Source organism: Streptomyces sp. NPDC101234, from assembly GCF_044767525.1.
GTDB lineage: Bacteria > Actinomycetota > Actinomycetes > Streptomycetales > Streptomycetaceae > Streptomyces > Streptomyces sasae.
Genome location: NZ_JBIWOA010000022.1, coordinates 19,534 through 39,829 on the forward strand (window position 1 = coordinate 19,534; position 20,296 = coordinate 39,829).

Here is a 20,296-nt window from a genome sequence, read left to right on the forward strand (position 1 = left end):
TCCTTCCTCTGGTGCGGGTGGGGCGACCGGGGACACACGGGCTGCGGATCCCGGTCGGGGCCGGTCACGGTCCGGGCGTGCCCGGCGTGGTGGCGACCGGGCCGACGTACACGCCCGCGCCGTCCGTGCCGAAGGGGAGTTCGGGCAGGCCACGGGCGGTCATGGCGGCCCGTACGTCCTGCTGGCGTCCGCGTGCCGAGCTGAGGAGGAGGAACCCGCCACCGCCGGCGCCGAGGACCTTTCCGCCGTCGGCGCCGCTGTCCCGGGCCAGTGCGTAGAGGTTCCGGACGCTGTCGTCGGCCGTGGTGGGCGACAGCGCCGCCTTCAGTGCCCAGTGCGCGTCCAGGATCGGCCCGATCTCGTCGACCCTGCCGTGCCGGAGCGCCTCCACGGCGGGCTCCACCAGGTCCTTGATGCCGTGCAGGCTCCGCAGCACGGCGGGGTCGGCGTTGAGCGCGCCACGGGCCTGCGCGGCGAGGGCGTGCCCGGCGTCCCTCGTCCCGCCGAGGCGGAACAGCATGAGCCGTTCGTCCAGGTAGCGGGCGACCGCGGGGTGGGGTCGCAGCCGCTCCACCTCGACCGAGCGGTCCCGGGCGATGCGGAGCAGGCAGGGGCCCCCGAACGCCGCCAGGTAGTGGTCCTGCTTGCCGACGGGGCGCCGCAGATCCACCATCTCGACGGCGCTCGCCTGTTCGGCGAGTTCCGCCGGCCCGGGAGCTTCCGGATGGCGCAACGCCGCGGTCAGTGCGACCGTGAACGCGCCGGAACCACCCAGCCCGGATCCGGCCGGCGCGTCGCTGTAGCAGCCGATCTGGAGGTCGCGTGGGCTGCCTGCCCGCAGGAGACAGGCACGGGCGTAGGGGTTGCGCAGCTGTGACGCCTCGGCGACCTCCTCCGGTTCTCCGAAGGCGGTCCGCACACCGCCTCCGAAGAGCCCCGGGTACCGGATCACACACACTCGCCGGTCCGTCGTCGTCCCCACCACCGCGCCGCCGAACCGGTCGGCGTAGCTGGGCAGGTCCGTGCCGCCGCCGGCCAGGGAGATACGCAGGGGCGCGCTGGCCACCACCGCCCGGCCGAACCGGGCGGTGGTGGCCGGCGGCCGGACGGCGGCTCCGGTCACGCGAGAACTGCGCGGATACGACGCACACCGGCGCCGGACGACTGTTCCTTGACGATCCTGAAGTGCCCGAGTTCCCCGGTGTTGCGGACGTGCGGTCCGCCGCAGAACTCCAACGACCGCTCACCGATGCGGTACACCGACACGGTGCCGTCGTACTTCTCGTCGAACACGCCGATGGCGCCCTCGGACCGGGCCTCGGCCTGGGGCATCACGGAGTGGGTGACCTCGATCCGTTCGCCGATCCAGCTCCGCACGAGGTCCTCCACCCGGCGGATCTCCTCGGGTGTCATCGCCGTGGGATGGGAGAAGTCGAAGCGCAGTCGGTCCTTGGTGATGTTCGAGCCCTTCTGCAGCGCGTGCGGGCCGAGCACCTCGCGCAGCGCCGCGTGCAGGAGGTGGGTCGCGGTGTGGTAGCGGGTGCTCTCCTCGCTGTCGTCGGCCAGGCCGCTCTTGGCGGCCTGCGAACGGGAGCGCTCCTGGTGCAGGGCGAACTGCCGCCGGTACCCGTCGGTGTCGACGCCGACACCGGACTCCGCGGCGATCTCGACGGTGAACTCCAGCGGGAAGCCGAAGGTGTCGTAGAGCTGGAAGGCGACGTCGCCGGGCAGGGTGTCGCCACCGGACTGCCGCAGCTCCGCCAGGGCGTGCGAGAGTCTGGCGGTGCCGCGCTCGATGGTCTGCGCGAACCGCTCCTGCTCCTTGGCCAGTTCGGCGAGGATCCGGCCGCGATTCTCCACCAGTTCCGGGTAGGCCTCGCCGTACATGTCGACGACGACGTCGGCGGTGGCCACCCAGTCGGAGGCTTTGACGCCCAGGTGCTGGGTGTAGCGGACGGCCCGGCGGATGAGGCGCCGCAGCACGTATCCGGCGCCCTGGTTGCCCGGTGAGACCTGGCCGCGGTCGCCGAGGATGAAGACGGAGGTGCGCAGGTGGTCGCTGAGGATGCGCAGGGCGCGGGTCAGCTTCGCGTCCGAGCGGATCTCCTCGGGCGGGTAGGCGCCCTTGCCGACGAGCGCGTCGATGATCGGGGCGAAGCACGGGGTCTCGTACACCGTGGCCGCGCCGTTGAGGACGGCGATGGTGCGCTCCAGGCCCATGCCGGTGTCGACGTTGCGCCTGGGCAGGGGCCGGATGACGCCGTCACGCCGGTCGAACGTCATGAAGACGTTGTTCCAGATCTCGAAGAACCGGGCGTTCCCGCAGAGTCCGGGGAGGCAGGTGGCGGCGTCCTCGTCGGGACACCGGGTGCCGGTGAGATCGACGAAGATCTCGGTGTCCGGGCCGCACGGCCCCTCGGGCCCGGCGGCCCACCAGTTGTGCTCCTCCGGGAGGAAGACGATGTGGTCCTGGGCGATCCCCAGGGAACGCCACAGTGCGGCCGACTCCTCGTCCCGGGGAACGCTGTCGTTGCCGGCGAAGACGGTCACCCACAGCCGGTCCGGGTCGATGGCCAGGCAGTCCTCGCGGACCAGGAACTCATGGCTCCACCGGATGGAGTCCTGCTTGAAGTAGTCGCCCAGCGACCAGTTGCCCAGCATCTCGAAGAACGTGAGATGGGTGGGGTCGCCGACTTCCTCGATGTCGTTGGTCCGGACGCACTTCTGGTAGTCCACCAGGCGTGTTCCCGCGGGGTGTTCGGCGCCCAGGAAGTAGGGGACGAGCGGGTGCATCCCGGCCGTCGTGAACAGCACGCTCGGGTCGCGGTCGGGGACGAGTGAGGCGCTGGGGATCACCGCGTGCCCGCGCGCCGCGAAGAAGTCGAGGTAGCTGGTGCGCAGTTGGCCGGGAGAATCGATGTGCTTCATGGTCTGAACCTCGGAGGGAAGGGACTGGGCCGGGCAGAGCGGTTTCGGAACGTCTGCCGTGTCACGGTGTGAACGGGGTGCCGGATGACGACACGGATCTACGGGGCACGAACTGGTCACGGGAGAGCCGCTGTTCCGTTGTGATGTGACCGGCCATGCCCGAGGCGTCGAGTTCTGTGCCGTCGCGCGAGGCCCAGGCCCGCACGAGTTCGACCGGGATTCCCCGCTCGGACTTGAGCCGGAAGAGCGACTCGGCGGTGATGGCGGACCCGTCGCGGGTGAGCTTCTCGTACTCGCGCCGGCCGGCCGCCATCAGCGTCCGGAAACTCTCGGCCTCGGCCCGGACGAGGCCCAGCGATGAGTCGGGCAGTCCGGGGAACCCCCGCCAGCGACGGTAGGCCGCCGCGGCCAGGGCGACCGGCCCGACCAGCCGGTCCGGCGGGCTGCCCAGCAGCTCCAGGCCGAGGAAGGCGCGACGCAGCAACCGACGTAGTACATGCCCCTGGCGCTTGGGCCCGGGCGAGACTCCCGCGCCGATGATCAGCGCCACGGTCCGGACATGGTCGGCGACCTGGCGCAGCAGCCCCTCGGCCGTCTCCGCGTCATGGTCCCGGTCGCCCTCGCAGACCGCGACCACCTGCGCGTACAGCGATCGCAACGTGGGCAGTTCGTAGATGTCGGACAGGCCCAGCACCGCCGCGGCCAGTCGCTCCGCGCCGCCGGCGGAGTCGACGAGCGGCTCCTGCGCACCGGCGGCCGCACCGGGGCCCTCCACTCGGAAGTCCAGGAACTCGCAGTTCCAGAAGTGGAACCAGCGGCCGCACGGACAGGTCGAGGTGCAACCGGGCCCGCACGGGGTGCCGTTGTCGGCCAGCACGAGGAGGTTCGGCCCGAACGGGCCGCCGGTCAGGGGTGCCGCGAAGCGGCGGGCGGTCGAGCCGATCCGCCGCTCGGGAAATCCCATGCGGGTCAGCGCGTCGACGGACGAGGTGTCGCTCAGCCCGCCGGACTCGTCCGCGCTGGCGATGAACGCCAGCCGGTCCGGGGGCAGCCCTACGGCGTGGAACGCCTCGAAGAGCCCCTCGAAATACCGCTCCCGCTCGACGGCGCCCCTCGACACATGACTGACCATGGCGAAGGAGGTGGAGACACCGCGTCGCGCCGGCACGTCCGTCCGGTTCGTGCGCACGCACCACTGGAGCCCCACGCGACCGGTCCTGCCGGGATGTCCGGACAGAGCCCAGTCGCGCCACAGCTGGATCCCCGCGGAGACGAAAAGCGTGGACTCGTCCGCGGGTGCCACGACACTGCGCGGCTCGATCCTGTGATGCCCGAAGCGCCGCCCGAGCTGATCTACCAGCTCGTCGGCCAAATGATGCTCCACACCCACCCCTCGGTACTTGACCGCTCTGCAAAAAGCATACGGCACATTATTGACAGCTAGCAACTCACGACTTGACTATCGAGTCAAGGAAGCATCTGACCTGCAGGAATACTGAATGCAAGACCTCGGAATACCCGTTTCACGGTAGTCAATATTCCATTGACAGCTTGTCATAGACGTGGGTAAGGTCCGGCACCATGAGCGATGCAGTGGAGCCGATGGCGCGCCGAGCGCTCCTGGACACCTCCGACAACTTCTCCACCATGAAGTTGCTGGCCCATCCCGAGGTGCTGGTTGCCGCTCGGCAGCCGGAACCCATGCGGCCGATCAACCTGGAGATCAACCCGATCAACATCTGCAACCAGAGCTGCACGTGGTGCACGTACGGCTATCTCCACGAACGGAAGGAGGTGCTGGACAAGGAGCGCATGCTCGAACTGCTGGAGGACGCCAGGAGCCTCGGCGTCCAGTCGGTCACGTGGACCGGCGGCGGCGAGCCGACCGTGCACAAGGATCTGGACGAGGTCGTGGAGCGGGCGGCCGAACTGGGCTTCCGGCAGGGCATCAACAGCAACGGGGTCAAGTTGGGGCCGCGGCTGCGCCGTACCCTCGTACAGCACTTCTCCTACATACGCTTCAGCGTCGACGCGGGCACCCCGGACGTCTACGCGCGCACCCACCGGGTGAACAAGGCGCTGCACAACGTGGTCCTGCGCAACATCACGACCCTCGCGGCCGAGCGCGACGCCGCGGGCTCCGGCCTGGTCATGGGCTTCTCCTTCCTGGTGGACGAGTCCAACGTCCACGACCTCGCCGAGGGGGCCCGCCGGGCCAAAGCTGCCGGTGTCGACTACTTCCAGGTCAAGCCGATCGTCCACTACGAGCGGTCGAACGAGCAGTTCGAGCAGGAGTCGTCGCTGTGGACGGTCCTGGAGGAACAGATGGCGCAGGTGCGCCAGTTGCGTGACGAGCACTTCGACATCCGCTACCTGGACCACAAGTTCGACGACGTCACACGGCAGGAGGACTACGGCCGCACCTACGACGTGTGCCGGGGCAACGAACTCCTCGCCACCGTCGGGGCGGACGGGTCGGTCGACGTGTGCTGCGCCTTCAAGGGCGAGAGCAACTGGTCGTTCGGCAACATCAACGAACGCCGGTTCACCGAGATCTGGGCGGGCGAGCAGCGGCGTTCGGTGCTCGCGATGATCGACGTGAAGCGGTGCCCACCGCTGTGCAAGGGCCACGAGCTCAACAAGATCATCCACTTCGTCAACAACTTCGACGCCCACCGGGAGTTCCCGTGACCGGCGCCCCCGCCCCCACCCCCGCCACCGGCCCGGGGATCGGGATCATCGGCGTCGGCGGCGTGGCCCGCTACGCCCACCTGCCGGCGTACCGCCGCCTGGGGCTCAACGTGACGGCGGTCTGCGATGTCGACGAGACCGTCGCGGCCGATGTCGCCGAGGAGTTCCGGATACCGCACAGGTTCCGCGACGCCGCCGACCTCGTGGCGCACCCGGACGTGGCCGTGATCGACATCGCCACCCCGCCGGCCAGCCATCTGGAGCTGATGACGGCCGTCGCGGAGGCCGGCAAGCCCATGCTGGTGCAGAAGCCTCTGTGCACCACGCGATCCGAACTCGACGGCATCAGGCGGCTGCGCGACCTCGGAGCCCGGGTCCGGCTCAACATGACCGGCCGTCAGGTGTCCGCGTGGCGCAAGGTCCGCGACCTGCTGCGGTCGGGGGCGATCGGGCAGCCGTATCTGTGCACCATCCGCAACCGGGACTGGTGGGACCGCGAACCCGGGCGCTGGGACCACACGATCGACGACTACATCGTGTTCGAGATGGCGATACACCATCTCGACCTGTGCACCTACTGGTTCGGGCCGGCCGTCAAGGTCACCGGGCGGGCGGGCACGCACCCGGGCCAGCTGATGAAGCAGGCGAACTGGATCAGCGCGACCCTGGAGTACCCGGACGCGGTCGTGGTGCAGCTCCTGGAGGACTGGACGCTGCCGGAGTTCTCCTTCGCCGAGGGCCATCCCTTCGAAGAGGTCGTCATCTCCGGCTCGTCGGGTGTCATCCGGGCCGGCAGCGAACGGGTGGCCCTGGCGGACCCCGGCGGCAACACCGTCCGCATGTGGCACCTGCCCCGCCCCGGCCAGTCCCTGCCGGGCGAGCAGCTGGAGACCGGCTGGTTCCCGGACAGTTTCGGCCACTCGATGCGGGACTACCTCGACGACCTGGCCGCGGGCCGGGGCGCCGAAGAGGACTGGGACCACCTGGTCCGGCTCACGGAGGAGACCTTCGCCGTGTCCGCGTCCCTCTCCTCGGACCTGTGGGTGCCCTGCCGGACGGAGCGCACGGCGCCCGGAACCAGCCACGCGTGATGAGGAGAGCGTGCGATCCATGACCCCCTTCGACTTCGTCACCTATCTGGTGGGCCTTCCCACCGCCGCGTACTTCGCCTTCGTCACCGTGCGGGCCTTCGCGGGCGAGGTCCGCACGGTCAGAGCGCTCCGGCCGCGGGCGGAGTCCGGGCGCACGCAGGCCGCGACGGCGGACACCTCCCGCACCGGTGCGCAGCCCGCGGCGGGACCCGAGTTCGTGATCCTCATGCCCATGCTGCGCGAGGACCGGGTCGTGCGGGAGGCCTGTGAGCACCTGGTGCGTGCCGTCAAGGACGGCGTCGCCCTCCAGGTCGTCATCGCCACCACCGAGCGCGAGGAACAGGAACGGCGGGAGGCCCTCGCCGAGCTCCGGGCGGCCGCCGACCGCGGCGGCCTGCGCCACGACCTGGACCAGGCGCTGACCCGGGCCCTGGTGCCGGCGGCCCACGCGCCGTTCCGGCACGCGCTGGAGACGGGCCGCCCGGACGAGGCCGTGCGGATCGTCGCGGAGCGACAGCGGCCCACCACAGCCGAGACGGCCGCGGACGTCATCGCGGAACTCAACGCCTCGCTGGGCCGCGAGGTCTTCCACCACACCGCCGCGCCGGCCACCGCCACCGGCAAGGTGGGCCAGCTCAACGCCGCGCTGCGCAGGTGGCAGGAGGGACGGGACCGCGCGCGCGACGTCCCTGTCTACGTCGGGGTCTACGACGCGGATTCCAAGCCGGACCCGGCCGCGTTCCGGGCCATGACCGACATCGTGCACGCCGAGGCCGTCGCGGGCCACGAACCTCCCGAGATCTTCCAGCAGGTCTCCAGCTACTGCCGGGGCATGGGCGCCATGCGTGGCATGCGGGCAGCGCTGAGACTGTCGGACGCGATCGCCCAGACCCGCTGGGCACTCGGTTTCGAGTACGACCTCTTCCGCAGGTACACGAAGCAGGCCCGCGCGGGGGGGCTGCGCCCGCTCGCCTACTGCATCGGACACGGCTGCTTCGTCTCCCTCGGCTTCCTGGAGCGGATCGGCGGGTTCCCCACGCTGAGCCCCAACGACGACCTGGCCCTCGGCTACGAGGCCTCACTGCTGGGCGCCCAGGTGTGTCCCGTTCCCGCTCTCGACTACTGCGACGTGGCCCCCGACTCGCTGTCCTCCGTCCGGCAGTCGCGGTTCTGGTTCCACGGATCGGCCCGGTTCGCCACCGATCTGCGCGCCTTCCGGGACGAGCTGGGGGTGCGACCGAGCCGGCTCCAGTGGTGGTACCTGCTGGCCGTCGGCCACGGCCGCAACATCGCCTGGGCCTGGCGGGCGGCCGCCTGGGTGACGGCCACCGCACTGGCCGCGGCCGACGCCCGGTGGGCGTTGACCGCGGTGCTGGTGGCTCTGCACCTGGCCTATGTGCAGGGCGGGTACCTCCAGACCTGGCGGCACCTGCACACGCTTCCCGGCGCCGCGGACCTGTCCGGGGTCAGGGAGTTCCCCGTGCGGCTGCTGCTGGCCTCCCTGGCCGCGGCCTCGGTCACCTTCGTGGTACGCAGCCTCGGCCCGCTGACCGGCAGCCTCGAACTCCTCCTGCGCCGGGGCGGCGTCACGAGCTGGAAGGTCGAACGATGACGTCGGCCGCCCGGTCCTCCGTCCTGCGCAACGCCCCGGTCCTGGTCGCCGGATACCCCCGCAGCGGCACCACGCTGCTGTACCGCATGCTCGCCCGGTACCCGGAGTTCGGTGCCGCCGAACGGGCACGGACGATGGGCGACTCCGCGCACGAGACCGCGCTGAGCTTCTTCATGAGCCCGCTGCTGGACCTCGACCGGATCGGCCGCCAGGGCTGGCCCCACTGGCAGGAGGCACTGGGCGGCGCGGCGGGCCTCGACGCGTACCTCGCCCGCCTCGGCCGTCCGGGCCGGGGACGGACCTTGCTGGAGCGTGCGCTCGGCTCGTACGTCTTCGGGGACCGGGTCTTCGAACAGTTCACCAGTGACGTGGACAGCGTCGCGGTACGCGGTTGGTCCCGCGCCGACCGGCGGCTGCGGATCCGGTACGCCGCCATGCGCATCAGCCGGCGTACCAGCGTGGTCCGCGAGTTCCTGGAACTGGCTGCGCGAAGCGGCGGCTCGGAACGGGTCCTGGACAAGTTCCCCTTCCACTACTACCGGTTCGCGGAACTGTCCGCGGCACTGCCCGAGGCACGCTTCGTCTTCATCCACCGCTCCCCCGTCGACGTGTTCGCCTCCATGGTCCACCGCGCTCGGACGGAGCTGGACGGACGCCCTCCGATGGGGAGCGTCGCCTGGCTGGTCATGTCGGCGCCCGCGTTCGTCCGGGACTGGTGCGACAGCGCACGAGCCGCCCGGGCCTTCGCCGCGTACGCGCCCGACCGGCTGCTCATCGTCGACTACGACCGGCTCACCGCCCCCGCCGAGCGGACGGACCAGGTGACACGGCTGGCCCGCTACCTGGGACTGCCCCCGGAGGTCATGCTGGCCGACGCCGGTGGAGATCCGAAGCGCGACCCCTCCAAGCGCTTCCCGTTGTCGTCCTCGACCCCTACCCCCAACACCCGTCCGTTCACCGACGAGTTGTCGGCGAACGACATCGCCGTGGTGGAGGAAGGCTGCCGGGCCCATGCGGAACTGCTGCGTGCGGCCTCCGGCTAGGACCGCTCCCGTACCGGCCCGCCGGGCCCGCTCCGAGAGCCCGGCAGGCCGCCCGTCCCCCCGTGTTCCGCTCGCCCCTTCCACCGGCCCGACAGGAGAAAGCAATGCCGGCTGACCAGAGGATCACCATGGGCAAGGGCGTGCTCGTCATGACCTATGCCTGCAACCTGAAGTGCTCGTTCTGCTACGCGGGGGCGGAGGTGTTCGGCAGCCCGAAGACCATGCGCACCGCCGAGGCGTACAAGGGCATCGACTTCATGGAGAGCATCGGCATCAGCACCTTCACCCTGCTCGGCGGCGAACCGACCATCCACCGTGACCTGCTGGACGTGGTGTCCTACGCGCGTGCCAAGAACATGGGTGCCTGGGTGGTCACCAACGGCGTCAAGATCTCCGATCCCGCGTTCGGCCAGGCCATGATCGACGCCGGGCTCAAGGGCGGCTGCATCAGTCTGCACGGGCACACCGCCGAGGAGCACGACACGGCGACGCGGATACCCGGCAGCTACGACAAGGCCATGACAGCCGTACGGCACGCGGTGGAGCGCGGCTGGCCGCTGTACCCGATGCTCACCGTGATGGATTCCAACCTGCCCAACGTGTTGCGGGTGGTGGAGAACCTGACCGCCCTCGGATGCCGGACCATCTACATCAACTACGGCGTGCCGAACGTCGTACAGCAGCTCGACACCGGCGTCGCGTCCGGACCGGAGGCACTGGCCCGGCTCACCGAGCAGCTCTTCCGGCTGCAACCGGAACTCGGGGTCCGATTCATTTTCAACCGCGAGAAGAACAAGATCCCGCTGTGCAGTTTCGACCACGACACGCTCAAGGACATGTTCGCGGACGAGGTGATCGGCACCGGATGTGAGGCGGCCGAGGGCAACACCGTGGTCATCGAGCCGGGCGGCAAGGTCCTCGGCTGCTCGCACTGGGTGGACCACCCTCTCATCAACATCTACAAGGACCGGGAGAACCTGGAGCTGCTGACACCCGAGGAGTTCTGGGAGCTGTGGCACTCCGGCCGCCCCCGGGAGTTCCGGGACGAGCTGCGGTTCTATCCCTACGAGCAGTGTGTCGACTGCGGCTGGCGCAAGGACGGCCGGTGCTACGGCGGTTGCAAGATCTGGCAGCAGGCGGATGTGCTGCCCAAGGCGTACGCGTTCGACGACGGCGAGGTCGTCCCGTACCGCCGCCGGCTGCTGCCTCTCGACGTCAAGCGCGGCTGACGTCCCGCCCCCCGTTCGCGCCCCTCCTGCGGCGCGGACGGTGACGACCCTCCGGAAAGACAGTGATCCCGTGATGGAAACGACCGATTCCCGGATACCGCTGGTGCACGAGAACCAGTACGCCACGGAAGGACTCCGCTTCGCCTGCATACGCCTGATGGAGATCGCCTCCGCCGTGCTGGTCCGTACGGCGAGTACCGAGGCCAAGGTGGCACTCTCCCAGGACGTCTGGGGACTGGCCCAGTGCGCGGACACGCTCGGGCAGCGCCTTCCTGGGCTGCGCTCGAAGAAGGAGGCCGCGAGGCCGATCAACGCGGCCTACGTGCAGCTGTGCAACGACCTGGCCGCCATCGAGGATCCCGACCGTCAGCTCGACCGGCTGACGCGCGTCGCCTACGCCGATCTGCGCGCGGCCACCGCGGCACTCCTGGTCCGGCTCGACCCCCTGGTCGACGAAGCCGGCCACCAGTGCCTGACCTGGGTACTGGACCGCCTGGGCACCCTGCACCGCCCCCTCGGAGACGCCGAGGAAGGCGGGCCCTCGCCGCTCTTCGACAGTTGCGCGGGGCGAGCGGGCGAAGCGGAGCCACCGGTCACGGTGACGAGTACGCCCGCCCTGACGGAGATCCCGGTCCGCCCCGGCCGCGACCCCCGGCTGCGCGAACACCGGCCCGGTATCGACCCGGCCGGCGTGGGCGAGCTGTCGTCCTCGGTCGACATCACGGATCCCCTGCACGATGTCGCCTTCAAGATCGAGCTGTGCGCGGCGGAGATCTGCGCCACCCTTCTGGCGCTGCACCCGGAGGCTCCCTGGGGGCTGCGCCACGACCTCGCCCGCCAGGTGCGCGACGAGGGCCGGCACTTCGAGCTGCTCATCACCCGGATGCGGGAACTCGGCGGCACTGTCGGCTCACACCCCGTCCGTTTCCAGATCTGGGACAAGTTCCGTCTGGGCCGGACCCTTCCCGAACGCATCCTCATCGAACAGCGGCTCGGCGAGGGGATCGGCCTGGACGGCGGGCTGCGCGTCTACCGCTGGCTCCAGCAGATCGGGGACACCCGGACGGCGACGATCTTCGACTACATCAACGCCGACGAGGTCACGCACGTCGGCAACGCCAACCACTGGCTGGAAGAACTACTCGGGGGCGCGGACGAGGTCCACGAGCTGGACGCCCGGGTACGCGATCTGCTCGCCGGACACGACATGCCGGTGCGCCATATGATCCCCATCAATGTGGAGGACCGCGCCCTGTCCGGTTTCTCGGCGGAGGAGATCGCGGCACTTCAGGAAGAATGGGCACGGGAGCGTGCCGCCGCCGAACAGAAGGCGGCACGGCAGCCGCGGGCTCCCCGGACGTCCGACGACGCCCCGGCGCCCTGCCCTACAGGAGTCCACACGAACACCCACGAATATCTTCACTGAAGCCCGGTTGAAATGTTACTGACCTTGTCAGTATGATCGACCAATCGCGTGCTTCTTCCAGCCAAAAGGCCCGCATTATCTACATCTCGCCAATCACACCGATCAGGCTCGCAGCTGGCAGACAGGCCGAGATACACGCGATACTTGTGGGTAGTTGCCACTCTTATCGGCCGATCCGGGACAGGTTCGCTTCGAGTTCGCTTTTTCGAAGCTTGCCAAGTGAGGAGTCACAATGACCGTGAACGAAGGTCTTGGCTCGCGCATTCGGCGACTTCGCAGGGCGGCCGGCCTCTCCCAGGAGGCACTGGCGAAGCCGAATCTCTCCCCGAGCTACATTTCACTTCTGGAAGCCGGTAAGCGGATCCCCTCGGAGGAGGTACTCGCTCAGCTCGCCGAGCGGCTGAAGTGCGACCCCGCGTATCTCATCGGCATGATCTCCAAGCCCGACTCGGTGGACCTGGAGATCGAGCTGAACTACGCCCAGCTCGCCCTGCGCAACGGCGACTCGCGGACGGCGCTGAAGACCTTCACCGCCCTGCAGGCCAAACTGCCGGAGAGCGAGCAGACGGATCTCCACTTCGCGGTGGAGTTCGGCATCGCCCAGTGCCTCGAACACCACGGAGAACTGGAGGAGGCCGTCCGCCGCTTCGAGGCGCTGTTGCAGCAGTCGGCCGCGCAGGGGCGTGGCATGCTGGAGCGGCTCGGCGTGGTGATGCTGCTGTGCCGGTGCTATCGCGAACTCGGTGATCTCTCGCATGCCATCGACGTCGCCGAGTCCGCCCTGTCCGAAGCGGACGCCGAGGACCTGCCCCCCACGGTCCCCCAGCTGGAGCTGCTGTCCACGCTGATCGGCGTGTACTGCGAGCGTGGCGACCTGCACCGGGCGAACTTCCTCGCGGGCGAGGCCATCAGCCGGGCCGAGGTCATGTCCGACCGCAGGGCGCTGGGCGGCGCCTACTGGAACGCGAGTGTCGTGCTGCACCGGCGCGGCAGGTCGAGCGAGGCACTGGAGCTGATCAAGAAGGCCGTCGCCATCTACGCCGAGGGCGACGACGAGCGTGCCCTGGCCCGGGTGCGCAACGCCCAGGCCACGGTGCTCCTCCAGTCGGAGAGCCCCAACCCCGAAGTGGCCAAGAAGCTTCTCGAACAGAGTGCCGCGACCCTGCGGACGCTGGGCAGCAGTCTCGACGTGGCGTACGTGGAAGCCGCGCTCGCACGAGCCGAGGTCATGCTCGGCCAGCCCGAGAACGCCATCCAGCACGCCGAGACCGCTCTGCGACGGCTGGGGCCCGAGCACCGCCTGGAGAGCGCCCGCGTCCATCTCGTCCTCGCCGCGGCCTACCTCATCCAGGAGGACTACGAGGCGGTCCACGCGGCGTACGAGCGCAGTGCCCTGCTGCTCGAAGCCTCCGAGGCCGGGCGGCAGGCCGCCTTCGCCTGGTCGGAACTGGGCGAGATCCTGGAGAAGAGCGGAGAGAGCGAACGCGCCGTGTGGGCCTACCGGCAGGGCATGCGGCTGATGGGGCACCGCGGCTCGCTCATCGCCGACGCCCCCCGCCGGGTCTGGCAGGACTGACCCGTTCCCCGGCCGCGTCACACGTCCCGGACGTCCGGTGAACCGGTAGGAACTGCTTCTTTCATGGGTTTCCCGGACGGCCTCAGAGAACGAGGAGCTGCCTGGCATGAGGCAGTCACGAAAGGTACGGCCGGGAGCGCGGAACGGGGACCGACCGTCGCGGACCATGGCGAGGGTCGCGCCCAGAGACCACAGGTCGGAGGCCGGGCCTGCCTTCGCTCCCCGCACCCGCTCCGGTGCCATGTACCCAAGGGAGCCGGCCCGGTTCGCCAATGGTGGTCAGGAACCCGCCGTCGTCCAGGGCCGCGATACCGAAGTCGGTGAGGACGGCGTCGCCGTCACGACGCAGCAGGACGTCGAACGGCCGCCAGCGGCAACAGGGTTGACGTCGACGATCGGTTCGTGCAACACCTGCGCGCGCGACGGGCACCACCACCGCCACGCGGGGCGGACTCTGTCCGGCACCGCTCCGCGGGCTGCGGAACGGGGGCGGGTTCAGACGGTGGGCTGGCGGAATTCGAGGCGGTTGCCGACCGGATCTCGGCTGTGCAAGCGGCGGCAGCCGGGCGGGGTGACAACTGCTGGCAAGATCCGTGCTGTTCACGCCGCCACCGGCAGGCCCCATGGCGTCCGCAGGATCCAACGCCGGCCGCGGCGTGAGGGTGTCACTGCGACCTGCCGCACCGTCAAGCGGCTGATGCGCGAAGACGACCAGAAGGGCGTCAACCGCGGCCGGGGGCCGCCGGAACACGGTCTCCGGGCCAACTGCCCGCGCCCGCCCGGACCCGGTCGACCGGCTCTTCACCGCGACCCGGTCCGACCAGCTGTGGGCGGCCGCGAGTGCGACCCGCTCCTCCTCCGGAGCGCGCTCGCCGACCGCGATGACCCGGGTGTTGGCGTCTGCCGCCCGCGGCAGGTGGACGTACTCGACGCGGCATCTGGCGGTGGCGGCGGTGCCGGGGGCGACTTCGCGAAGAAGGGAGGAGAGGTCGCGGCCCTGTTCCCACGATCCACCACCACGACGCCCTCCTCGTCGGCCACCACGAAGTCTCCGCCGGTCACGCTCACGCCGATCTCTCGTACCTCGCCCAGGTCCCTGATCAGTCCGTCGAGGGCGAAGCGGCGATCCCGCAGCGCCGGGCGACGGCGCAGACGTTGCCACCGGCGAGTGCGGAGTCGGTGTCCCCGGACTCTACGACGATGACGGAGCCGGGCTGGGTCCGGTGGATGGCCGCGTGGAGCATAAGGTTGTCGCCGGACGGGCATCGAAACCACTGGGGACGGCCTGATCACGGGACGCGGCGCGGCTGCCCTCCGCCGCGCATCGGGCGACGGGCCAGGACGGGAGGCCCTGTCGCGCGCGGGCCTCCCGGCTGTGACCGAGCGGCATGACAACAAAGGGCGTACGAGGAGGCCGGCCGACTCGTCTCTACACCTGAGCCAGGCCCTGCAAGGACCTGACGGTTTTTCAGCCCGTGCGTCATTCGTGCGTCACGCCGCAAAAACCAACGCGCCCCGTCACCGCCGCACAAGCCACCCCCTCAGACGGATACGCAGATCACACGGCGCTGTCCGGCTTCGACTGTTCCCACGCCACGAAACAGGTCGAGCCGACCGAAGGAATCAGGAAACGGCAGGTCAGGAGCCCTTTCCGGCCGGTTCGAGGATGGCGACGCACTCCACGTGATGCGTCATCGGGAAGGTGTGCAGTTTGCCACCTTCGCAGAAACATGCAGGTCAGATGCGGTTTCGAGGGTGAAATCCAGAACCCCCAGGGAGCCTCGTGCGTCATTCGTGCGTCACCGCCACAGCCGTGCGTCAGACCCGCACAGATCTCAGTCGACGCCCCGTACTCACAGGCTACGCACCGGCAGGCCCCGCCACCGGGGACTGCGCGAGTTGGCGCCGCCCCCCTCTCGGAGCGCCATGGATTCGAGAGGCCAACACCGGAAGCCCCCTGACCGGCAAGCGCCAGATCATGGGGCACAGGGAGAGACAGCAGGCGCCTGGCCACTACCAGGGTGGACCCACCATCAGCTCACTTCCACGAAGACAGTGGCAACAGCGGCTACCACACTGAGCTGAACTGGACCTTCGGCGCGAACCCAGATCAGCGTCGGGAGCGAGGCCGAGCGCACAAGATCCATGCTGAGCCCGTCCGGCCAAGGCTGGTCCTGCGGCTGCAGAACTTGCACTGCCACCCTGTCCAACGGTTCGGCTCCCGGCCCGGGAATCCTACCGATCGTGAAATAGTAGACGTCCCGGAAGGATAGCGTTACATCCGGCTTCCCCGGACCCCAACGCAACCCAATATCGAGCGCGTCAGCTTCCTCGGTGCGCGACATGGACAGCCGGTCAATGACGTATCCCGCGAAATCTGACACCTTTTCGCAAAGCCGTTCAAGATCATTCACCGAATTACCACCCCCCTCTGCCGAGTGCCCTGATGCCAATTTCCCATCCAGCTCATAACGTAGACCGTAATTCTGCCGAACTCGGCCGACTTCATAATGCCCGCACGCATCCACTACGACCTGACCACTTCACCCCCCTTCCGAAAAAATCTCCAGAATTATATCGAAATAAGACGCCAAGCCATCTCCGGTTTCCACAAACCCTCTCGAAAGGGAACTTTCAGCGACCTCAAAACTCTCCCACACCAGCGTGAGCGGAGCGTTCGCACCATACCCCCCTCCCGAACAGTCTTCAAGGGCCATAAGCGTGGACCCGAAATATCCCCCCGGCCCGTTTACAGCCTCTCCGGCCGCCAAATAAAAGCTAGCCAGATCTTCCACACGCCTGGTCGCCAGCTGACGCGACGCCACCGAGGCGATCAATTCGATGCATAAGCTCTTCAAGCAATGCGAGGACGTCAACCGGCGCCGACTTAAAGATCCCGCGTTCCACATAGCGGATTACCGTCGTCAGGCACTCGCCAGCGCCCACCAGATCGCTGCGTGCCAGAACCAGTCCCTTTTTGACCCGCTCGGAGGGAACGGCAGGCAGCGCTCCCACCCCGGACCCAGGACGCTGGTGCTGCCATCGTCTGCGACTCAGCAAGATCCCGAGTTATCCCCCTAGCCTCCTTAGCAGATCACCAAAATTTTTCCCCGGCAGCAAACTGATTACACGCGTCGGAGATTCTGAATACGTCCACGCCTCATGGTTCGCCAGCATGTCATGAACCTCGCTCACTGGAACCAGACGCCCCGCTTCATGGGCAGGCCACTCTTCTCCCTCATAAATTTCGAGATATCCTTTTTCAACCCATGATTCCATCACCGAAGCAAATACGGGCTCGAATTCAACCCATACTTCCTCGTCTTCAGACTCGATCCAGTCTGCCAGCACAGACCACAGCGAGGACATCTCTCGTGCATTAATCAGAATGCACTCTTCAATTTCACTGAGGCGTTCCATGGTGACACCAATCGATAAGCCGACACCGGTGTGCCGCAGACGATATTCTGCGGCACGCCGGTGCAGCAACTACGGAAGGGCGGGATTACCCTGGAGGGGGATTCGAGTTAGTTTCTTTCCCACTTGGTACTTAAGATAAGGCCCCTGCTGGTCGAGTCGCCGCATTCCAGGGAGTCCATTTTCATGCAAAATAGTCGGATTTCCCTTCGTGATAAAGAATCCTCCTCCCGTTGCATGGGGGGCATCCTCCATCGCGGAACCTTTCGCTGCCGCCATTTCTCTCACCTCTTCCGGCGAAGCACCAATCATGGACTGCGGGTCCATGAGATTGCGGCCGGAAGATCCCTCCGAAGCAGCTTCATTCCTTGCGCCGTCGCTCGACGCTTCGGAGAATACTTTGCCGATGTCGTCGGCGAGCCCCTTCATAGCCCGCCAGGGAGGCTCCGGCTGCGGCTGTTGCCACTCCTACCGCAGCGGCTGGTGCCCCCACGATGCAGCCGAAACCGCTGAGGCAGATGATCACCCCGCCGGCGGCAATGTCGCCGCCGGCATTGGCGATCACGATTCCCAGGGACGTCTCGCCCGCGTGGATGACCAGGTTCGGGCCGTTGTCGAGGATGGCGTGGCCGTAGTTCTTCAGGCTCTGCCACCACTGGTGCAGTTTTGACTTCTGCTGCTGTTCCTTGCGCTCGTAGTCCTGGATCGCGTTGATGAGCTTGCGCCTGAAGCTGGGCTTCTTGTACGGCGAGTACCCGGAGCAGTTGTGCGCGTTGCCGCTGTCACCTAAACCCTGCGCATTGGCGAGGTCCTGCGAGATGGGCGGAGCGCCGGACAGCATCCTGGTCAATGCGGAGGTCGTCGCCGTCATCGAGGAACAGCGGCAGTGGCTTCATGACCGATTTCCCGGACGCACGCTGCCCTACCTCTTCCCACAAAAGCGCGCCAACGCCCATGGCACCAAGCCCTACGGCAACTCCAACTACGGCCGGGTACTGGGGCTGTTCAGCGATCTGGCGCGAATCACCGATGCGACCGGACGCCCGGTTCGCCTCAGTCATACCCACCGATTCCGACACACCAAGCTGACCAAGCTCGCCGAGCTGGGCTTGCCCATCCACGTCCTGCAACGCTACGCGGGGCACTCCACGCCGACGATGTCCATGCACTACGTCGCCCGCCGTGACGAGCACGCCGAGCAGGCATTCCTGGCCACCCGCAAGTTCAAGGCCGACGGCACCCGTGTGGTCTTCTCCCAAGAAGACCACGACGCCCTGCACCTACTGGACCGCGCTGACCGGTTCCTGCCCAACGGCTACTGCCTGCTGCCGCCCCTCCAGAAATGCGACAAGGGCAATGCCTGCCTGACCTGCGGAGTCTTCGTCACCGACGACAGCCACCTGGAAACCCTGGAGCGACAGCTCGCCGAGACGACCGCGCTGATCGAGCGGGACACCGCACGGTTCGAGCAACGGCACGGCCACCCCATGCCCGACGACAACGTCTGGCTCCTCCAGCGCCGGGCCGAACGCGACGCCCTCGCCAAGCTCCTCGACGCGATGCGAGCCAGCCCCGGCCGCGCCATCCAGGGAGCGGGCAGCCCGAGCACCCCAACCCCCGTCTCCATCGACTTGACCCGCCACCGGAAGCCGCAGCCATGAACGACCCGCGCCAGCGCCGAATTGACACCCTCAACCAGGCCGCCCGCCGCAAGTCCGAGGCCAAGACGAAGGCCACCGAAGCCGCTATCCGCACTCTCATCAAGCGCGGCGAGTCCGTCACCTTCCAGGCCGTCCAACGCGAGGCAGGCGTTTCCCACTCCTTCCTCTACACCCATCCCACCCTGCGTGAGCGCATCGAACACCTCCGGCGACAGCACCGGACCGCGGCCTCACGGGCTTCGACCTCGGCCGGCGAGAACAACAACATCGTCCTTGCCTTGACCTCGGAGATCACGCGGCTGAAGAAGCAACTCCGCGACACCGACAAGGCTCTGCGGGACGCCCTCGCTCAGGCGCACAACGAGAACCTTGAACTCCGCCGCGAACTCGACCGCCGCGGTCGCGCCACACCCAGAACCCAGGAGCGGGGGGCTTGTTGACAGCTCAGTCCGCGCGTTCCAGCCTGAGGGCGCTACCCACCGGGACCGCCCGCCACATCGCGCTGACCTGCGGAAGCGTTTCGATGAACGTGGAAATCTGGGATAGCGCTGCGGCCCGTTCATGACCAATGGGATCGAAGTCGAAGCCCATGCTGTCGGACCAGGCCATGTCGCCCAAGTCGGCCCAGGCCGGGGCATCGGTGAAGAACAGTTCGAGGTCTACGCTCCAGCGCTGCGGCTGCCAGAACTCGTCATCCTGGTCACCCTCGCCCTGCACCGCGAACTGCCTGGTGAAGACCAGTGCGGGACGGTCGTCGTTCCAACTCCACCGCCCCCACTGCACGATGAACCCGTCGCCGTCGTCCTCTGCAGGCTCAATCCCGTCGATTTCCACCTGGACGAACTCCTGGAACGCAGACCACGCCCGCGCAACGTCATCGACGGCGTCCGGGGCAAGTCCATGACGTCGAAGGATCAGCGCGAACATCTCAGGACTGTTCTTCCAGTGCGTGGCCACGCCGGATGCTAACCGACCACCGCCGGCTCCAGGCCGGCGCCCGGCAACAGATCACCAGAGGACGGCGACAACGGGCCGCGCTCGGGCTCGTTACAGCCATCGCAACAACATCCCGACCTGGGAAGTAGCGATCAAAGAATCTTCGAACCGGAGATAACTCGGCTACCTGTGGCGAGCGGCCTGGTGCCTGCACGAGGCCGACGACGCCTCCGCCGAGGCCTGGGTCGCCCGCCACGCCCGGGCCCTCCTGACCGGCGGCGTGCAGCAGACCACCGCCGCACTCGAGTCCGCCGCCCGTGCCGCCCAACTGCGCGGCACCAAACGCAAGGGCATCGACGAGGCCGTGAACTACCTGACCGGCAAAGCCGAACACCTGCGCTACGACACCGCCCTGGAACGCGGCTGGCCGATCGCCACCGGAATCGTCGAAGGCGCCTACCGCCACCTGGTCAAAGACCGCCTCGACATCACCGGCGCCCGCTGGGGCCTGTCCGGCGCCGAAGCCGTACTTCAAGCTGCGCGCCATCCGCGCCAACGGCGACTTCGACGCCTACTGGGCCTGGCACGAGCAGCAGGAGTTCACCCGCAACCACCAGGCCCGCTACCGCGACCAGCTCATACTCACCGCCTGATCGACAACACCCTCATTGGATCTACACCCAATG

17 protein-coding genes and 1 pseudogene are annotated in these 20,296 nt (G+C 68.1%); 9 read left to right on the forward strand and 9 right to left on the reverse strand.

The window, feature by feature from the left end; genetic code table 11:
- Nucleotides 1–64: 64 nt before the first annotated feature.
- From ACIRR9_RS33935 to ACIRR9_RS33945, 3 genes are all read right to left on the reverse strand, one after another.
- The gene (locus ACIRR9_RS33935) at nt 65–1,123 is read right to left on the reverse strand and encodes a hypothetical protein (protein WP_403759828.1); all 1,059 of its coding nucleotides are present in this window, start codon (nt 1,121–1,123) and stop codon (nt 65–67) included.
- The gene (locus ACIRR9_RS33940) at nt 1,120–2,928 is read right to left on the reverse strand and encodes an alanine--tRNA ligase (RefSeq protein WP_403759831.1); all 1,809 of its coding nucleotides are present in this window, start codon (nt 2,926–2,928) and stop codon (nt 1,120–1,122) included. The genes ACIRR9_RS33935 and ACIRR9_RS33940 overlap by 4 nt, the downstream gene beginning before the upstream one ends.
- Nucleotides 2,929–2,989: 61 nt before the next feature.
- On the reverse strand, nt 2,990–4,312 hold the full coding sequence (locus ACIRR9_RS33945) for an alanine--tRNA ligase-related protein (RefSeq protein WP_403759834.1): 1,323 nt from the start codon (nt 4,310–4,312) through the stop codon (nt 2,990–2,992).
- A gap of 197 nt (nt 4,313–4,509) precedes the next feature.
- On the opposite strand from ACIRR9_RS33945, the gene ACIRR9_RS33950 reads away from it, so the two are divergent.
- From ACIRR9_RS33950 to ACIRR9_RS33980, 7 genes are all read left to right on the forward strand, one after another.
- Nucleotides 4,510–5,619, forward strand: a complete 1,110-nt coding sequence (locus ACIRR9_RS33950; RefSeq protein WP_365347236.1) for a radical SAM protein — start codon at nt 4,510–4,512, stop codon at nt 5,617–5,619.
- On the forward strand, nt 5,616–6,710 hold the full coding sequence (locus tag ACIRR9_RS33955) for a Gfo/Idh/MocA family protein (protein WP_403759837.1): 1,095 nt from the start codon (nt 5,616–5,618) through the stop codon (nt 6,708–6,710). The genes ACIRR9_RS33950 and ACIRR9_RS33955 overlap by 4 nt, the downstream gene beginning before the upstream one ends.
- Nucleotides 6,711–6,729: 19 nt before the next feature.
- A complete protein-coding gene (locus ACIRR9_RS33960; protein ID WP_403759840.1) occupies nt 6,730–8,322 on the forward strand; it encodes a glycosyltransferase in 1,593 nt (530 codons plus the stop codon).
- Nucleotides 8,319–9,365 (forward strand): sulfotransferase family protein, encoded by a 1,047-nt coding sequence (locus tag ACIRR9_RS33965; protein WP_403759843.1) that lies wholly within the window; start codon nt 8,319–8,321, stop codon nt 9,363–9,365. Before ACIRR9_RS33960 ends, ACIRR9_RS33965 begins: the two co-directional genes overlap by 4 nt.
- Before the next feature lie 104 nt (nt 9,366–9,469).
- Complete coding sequence (locus tag ACIRR9_RS33970) at nt 9,470–10,594, forward strand: radical SAM protein (RefSeq protein WP_123973495.1); 1,125 nt, start codon at nt 9,470–9,472, stop codon at nt 10,592–10,594.
- Between the two features lie 73 nt (nt 10,595–10,667).
- Nucleotides 10,668–12,020, forward strand: a complete 1,353-nt coding sequence (locus ACIRR9_RS33975; RefSeq protein ID WP_403759846.1) for a DUF455 family protein — start codon at nt 10,668–10,670, stop codon at nt 12,018–12,020.
- Nucleotides 12,021–12,252: 232 nt separating this feature from the next.
- On the forward strand, nt 12,253–13,596 hold the full coding sequence (locus ACIRR9_RS33980) for a helix-turn-helix domain-containing protein (protein WP_403759849.1): 1,344 nt from the start codon (nt 12,253–12,255) through the stop codon (nt 13,594–13,596).
- 1,011 nt (nt 13,597–14,607) lie between these two features.
- On the opposite strand, the pseudogene ACIRR9_RS33985 reads toward ACIRR9_RS33980, so the two are convergent.
- The 4 genes and pseudogenes from ACIRR9_RS33985 to ACIRR9_RS34000 all read right to left on the reverse strand — a co-directional run.
- Nucleotides 14,608–14,864 (reverse strand): annotated as a pseudogene (locus ACIRR9_RS33985) (RraA family protein); the annotation flags it as partial.
- A 765-nt stretch (nt 14,865–15,629) separates the two neighbouring features.
- Entirely contained in the window at nt 15,630–16,010 is a 381-nt protein-coding gene (locus tag ACIRR9_RS33990) for a hypothetical protein (protein WP_403759851.1), read from the reverse strand.
- Between the two features lie 655 nt (nt 16,011–16,665).
- Nucleotides 16,666–17,016, reverse strand: a complete 351-nt coding sequence (locus ACIRR9_RS33995) for a hypothetical protein (protein ID WP_403759854.1) — start codon at nt 17,014–17,016, stop codon at nt 16,666–16,668.
- Nucleotides 17,017–17,374: 358 nt separating this feature from the next.
- Complete coding sequence (locus ACIRR9_RS34000; protein ID WP_403759857.1) at nt 17,375–17,854, reverse strand: hypothetical protein; 480 nt, start codon at nt 17,852–17,854, stop codon at nt 17,375–17,377.
- On the opposite strand from ACIRR9_RS34000, the gene ACIRR9_RS34005 reads away from it, so the two are divergent.
- Complete coding sequence (locus ACIRR9_RS34005; RefSeq protein ID WP_403759860.1) at nt 17,832–18,674, forward strand: tyrosine-type recombinase/integrase; 843 nt, start codon at nt 17,832–17,834, stop codon at nt 18,672–18,674. The two genes, ACIRR9_RS34000 and ACIRR9_RS34005, sit on opposite strands and share 23 nt — an antisense overlap.
- The gene (locus ACIRR9_RS34010) at nt 18,671–19,114 is read left to right on the forward strand and encodes a DUF6262 family protein (protein ID WP_403759863.1); all 444 of its coding nucleotides are present in this window, start codon (nt 18,671–18,673) and stop codon (nt 19,112–19,114) included. The genes ACIRR9_RS34005 and ACIRR9_RS34010 overlap by 4 nt, the downstream gene beginning before the upstream one ends.
- A gap of 4 nt (nt 19,115–19,118) precedes the next feature.
- On the opposite strand, the gene ACIRR9_RS34015 is transcribed toward ACIRR9_RS34010, so the two are convergent.
- Together ACIRR9_RS34015 and ACIRR9_RS34020 are read right to left on the reverse strand one after the other, a co-directional pair.
- Nucleotides 19,119–19,601 carry a hypothetical protein gene (locus tag ACIRR9_RS34015; RefSeq protein ID WP_403759866.1) on the reverse strand — a complete coding sequence of 161 codons (483 nt, stop codon included), beginning with the start codon at nt 19,599–19,601 and terminating at the stop codon, nt 19,119–19,121.
- A 1-nt stretch (nt 19,602) separates the two neighbouring features.
- Nucleotides 19,603–20,145, reverse strand: coding sequence for a hypothetical protein (locus ACIRR9_RS34020; protein ID WP_403759869.1), 543 nt, complete (start codon nt 20,143–20,145; stop codon nt 19,603–19,605).
- Nucleotides 20,146–20,296: the final 151 nt, after the last annotated feature.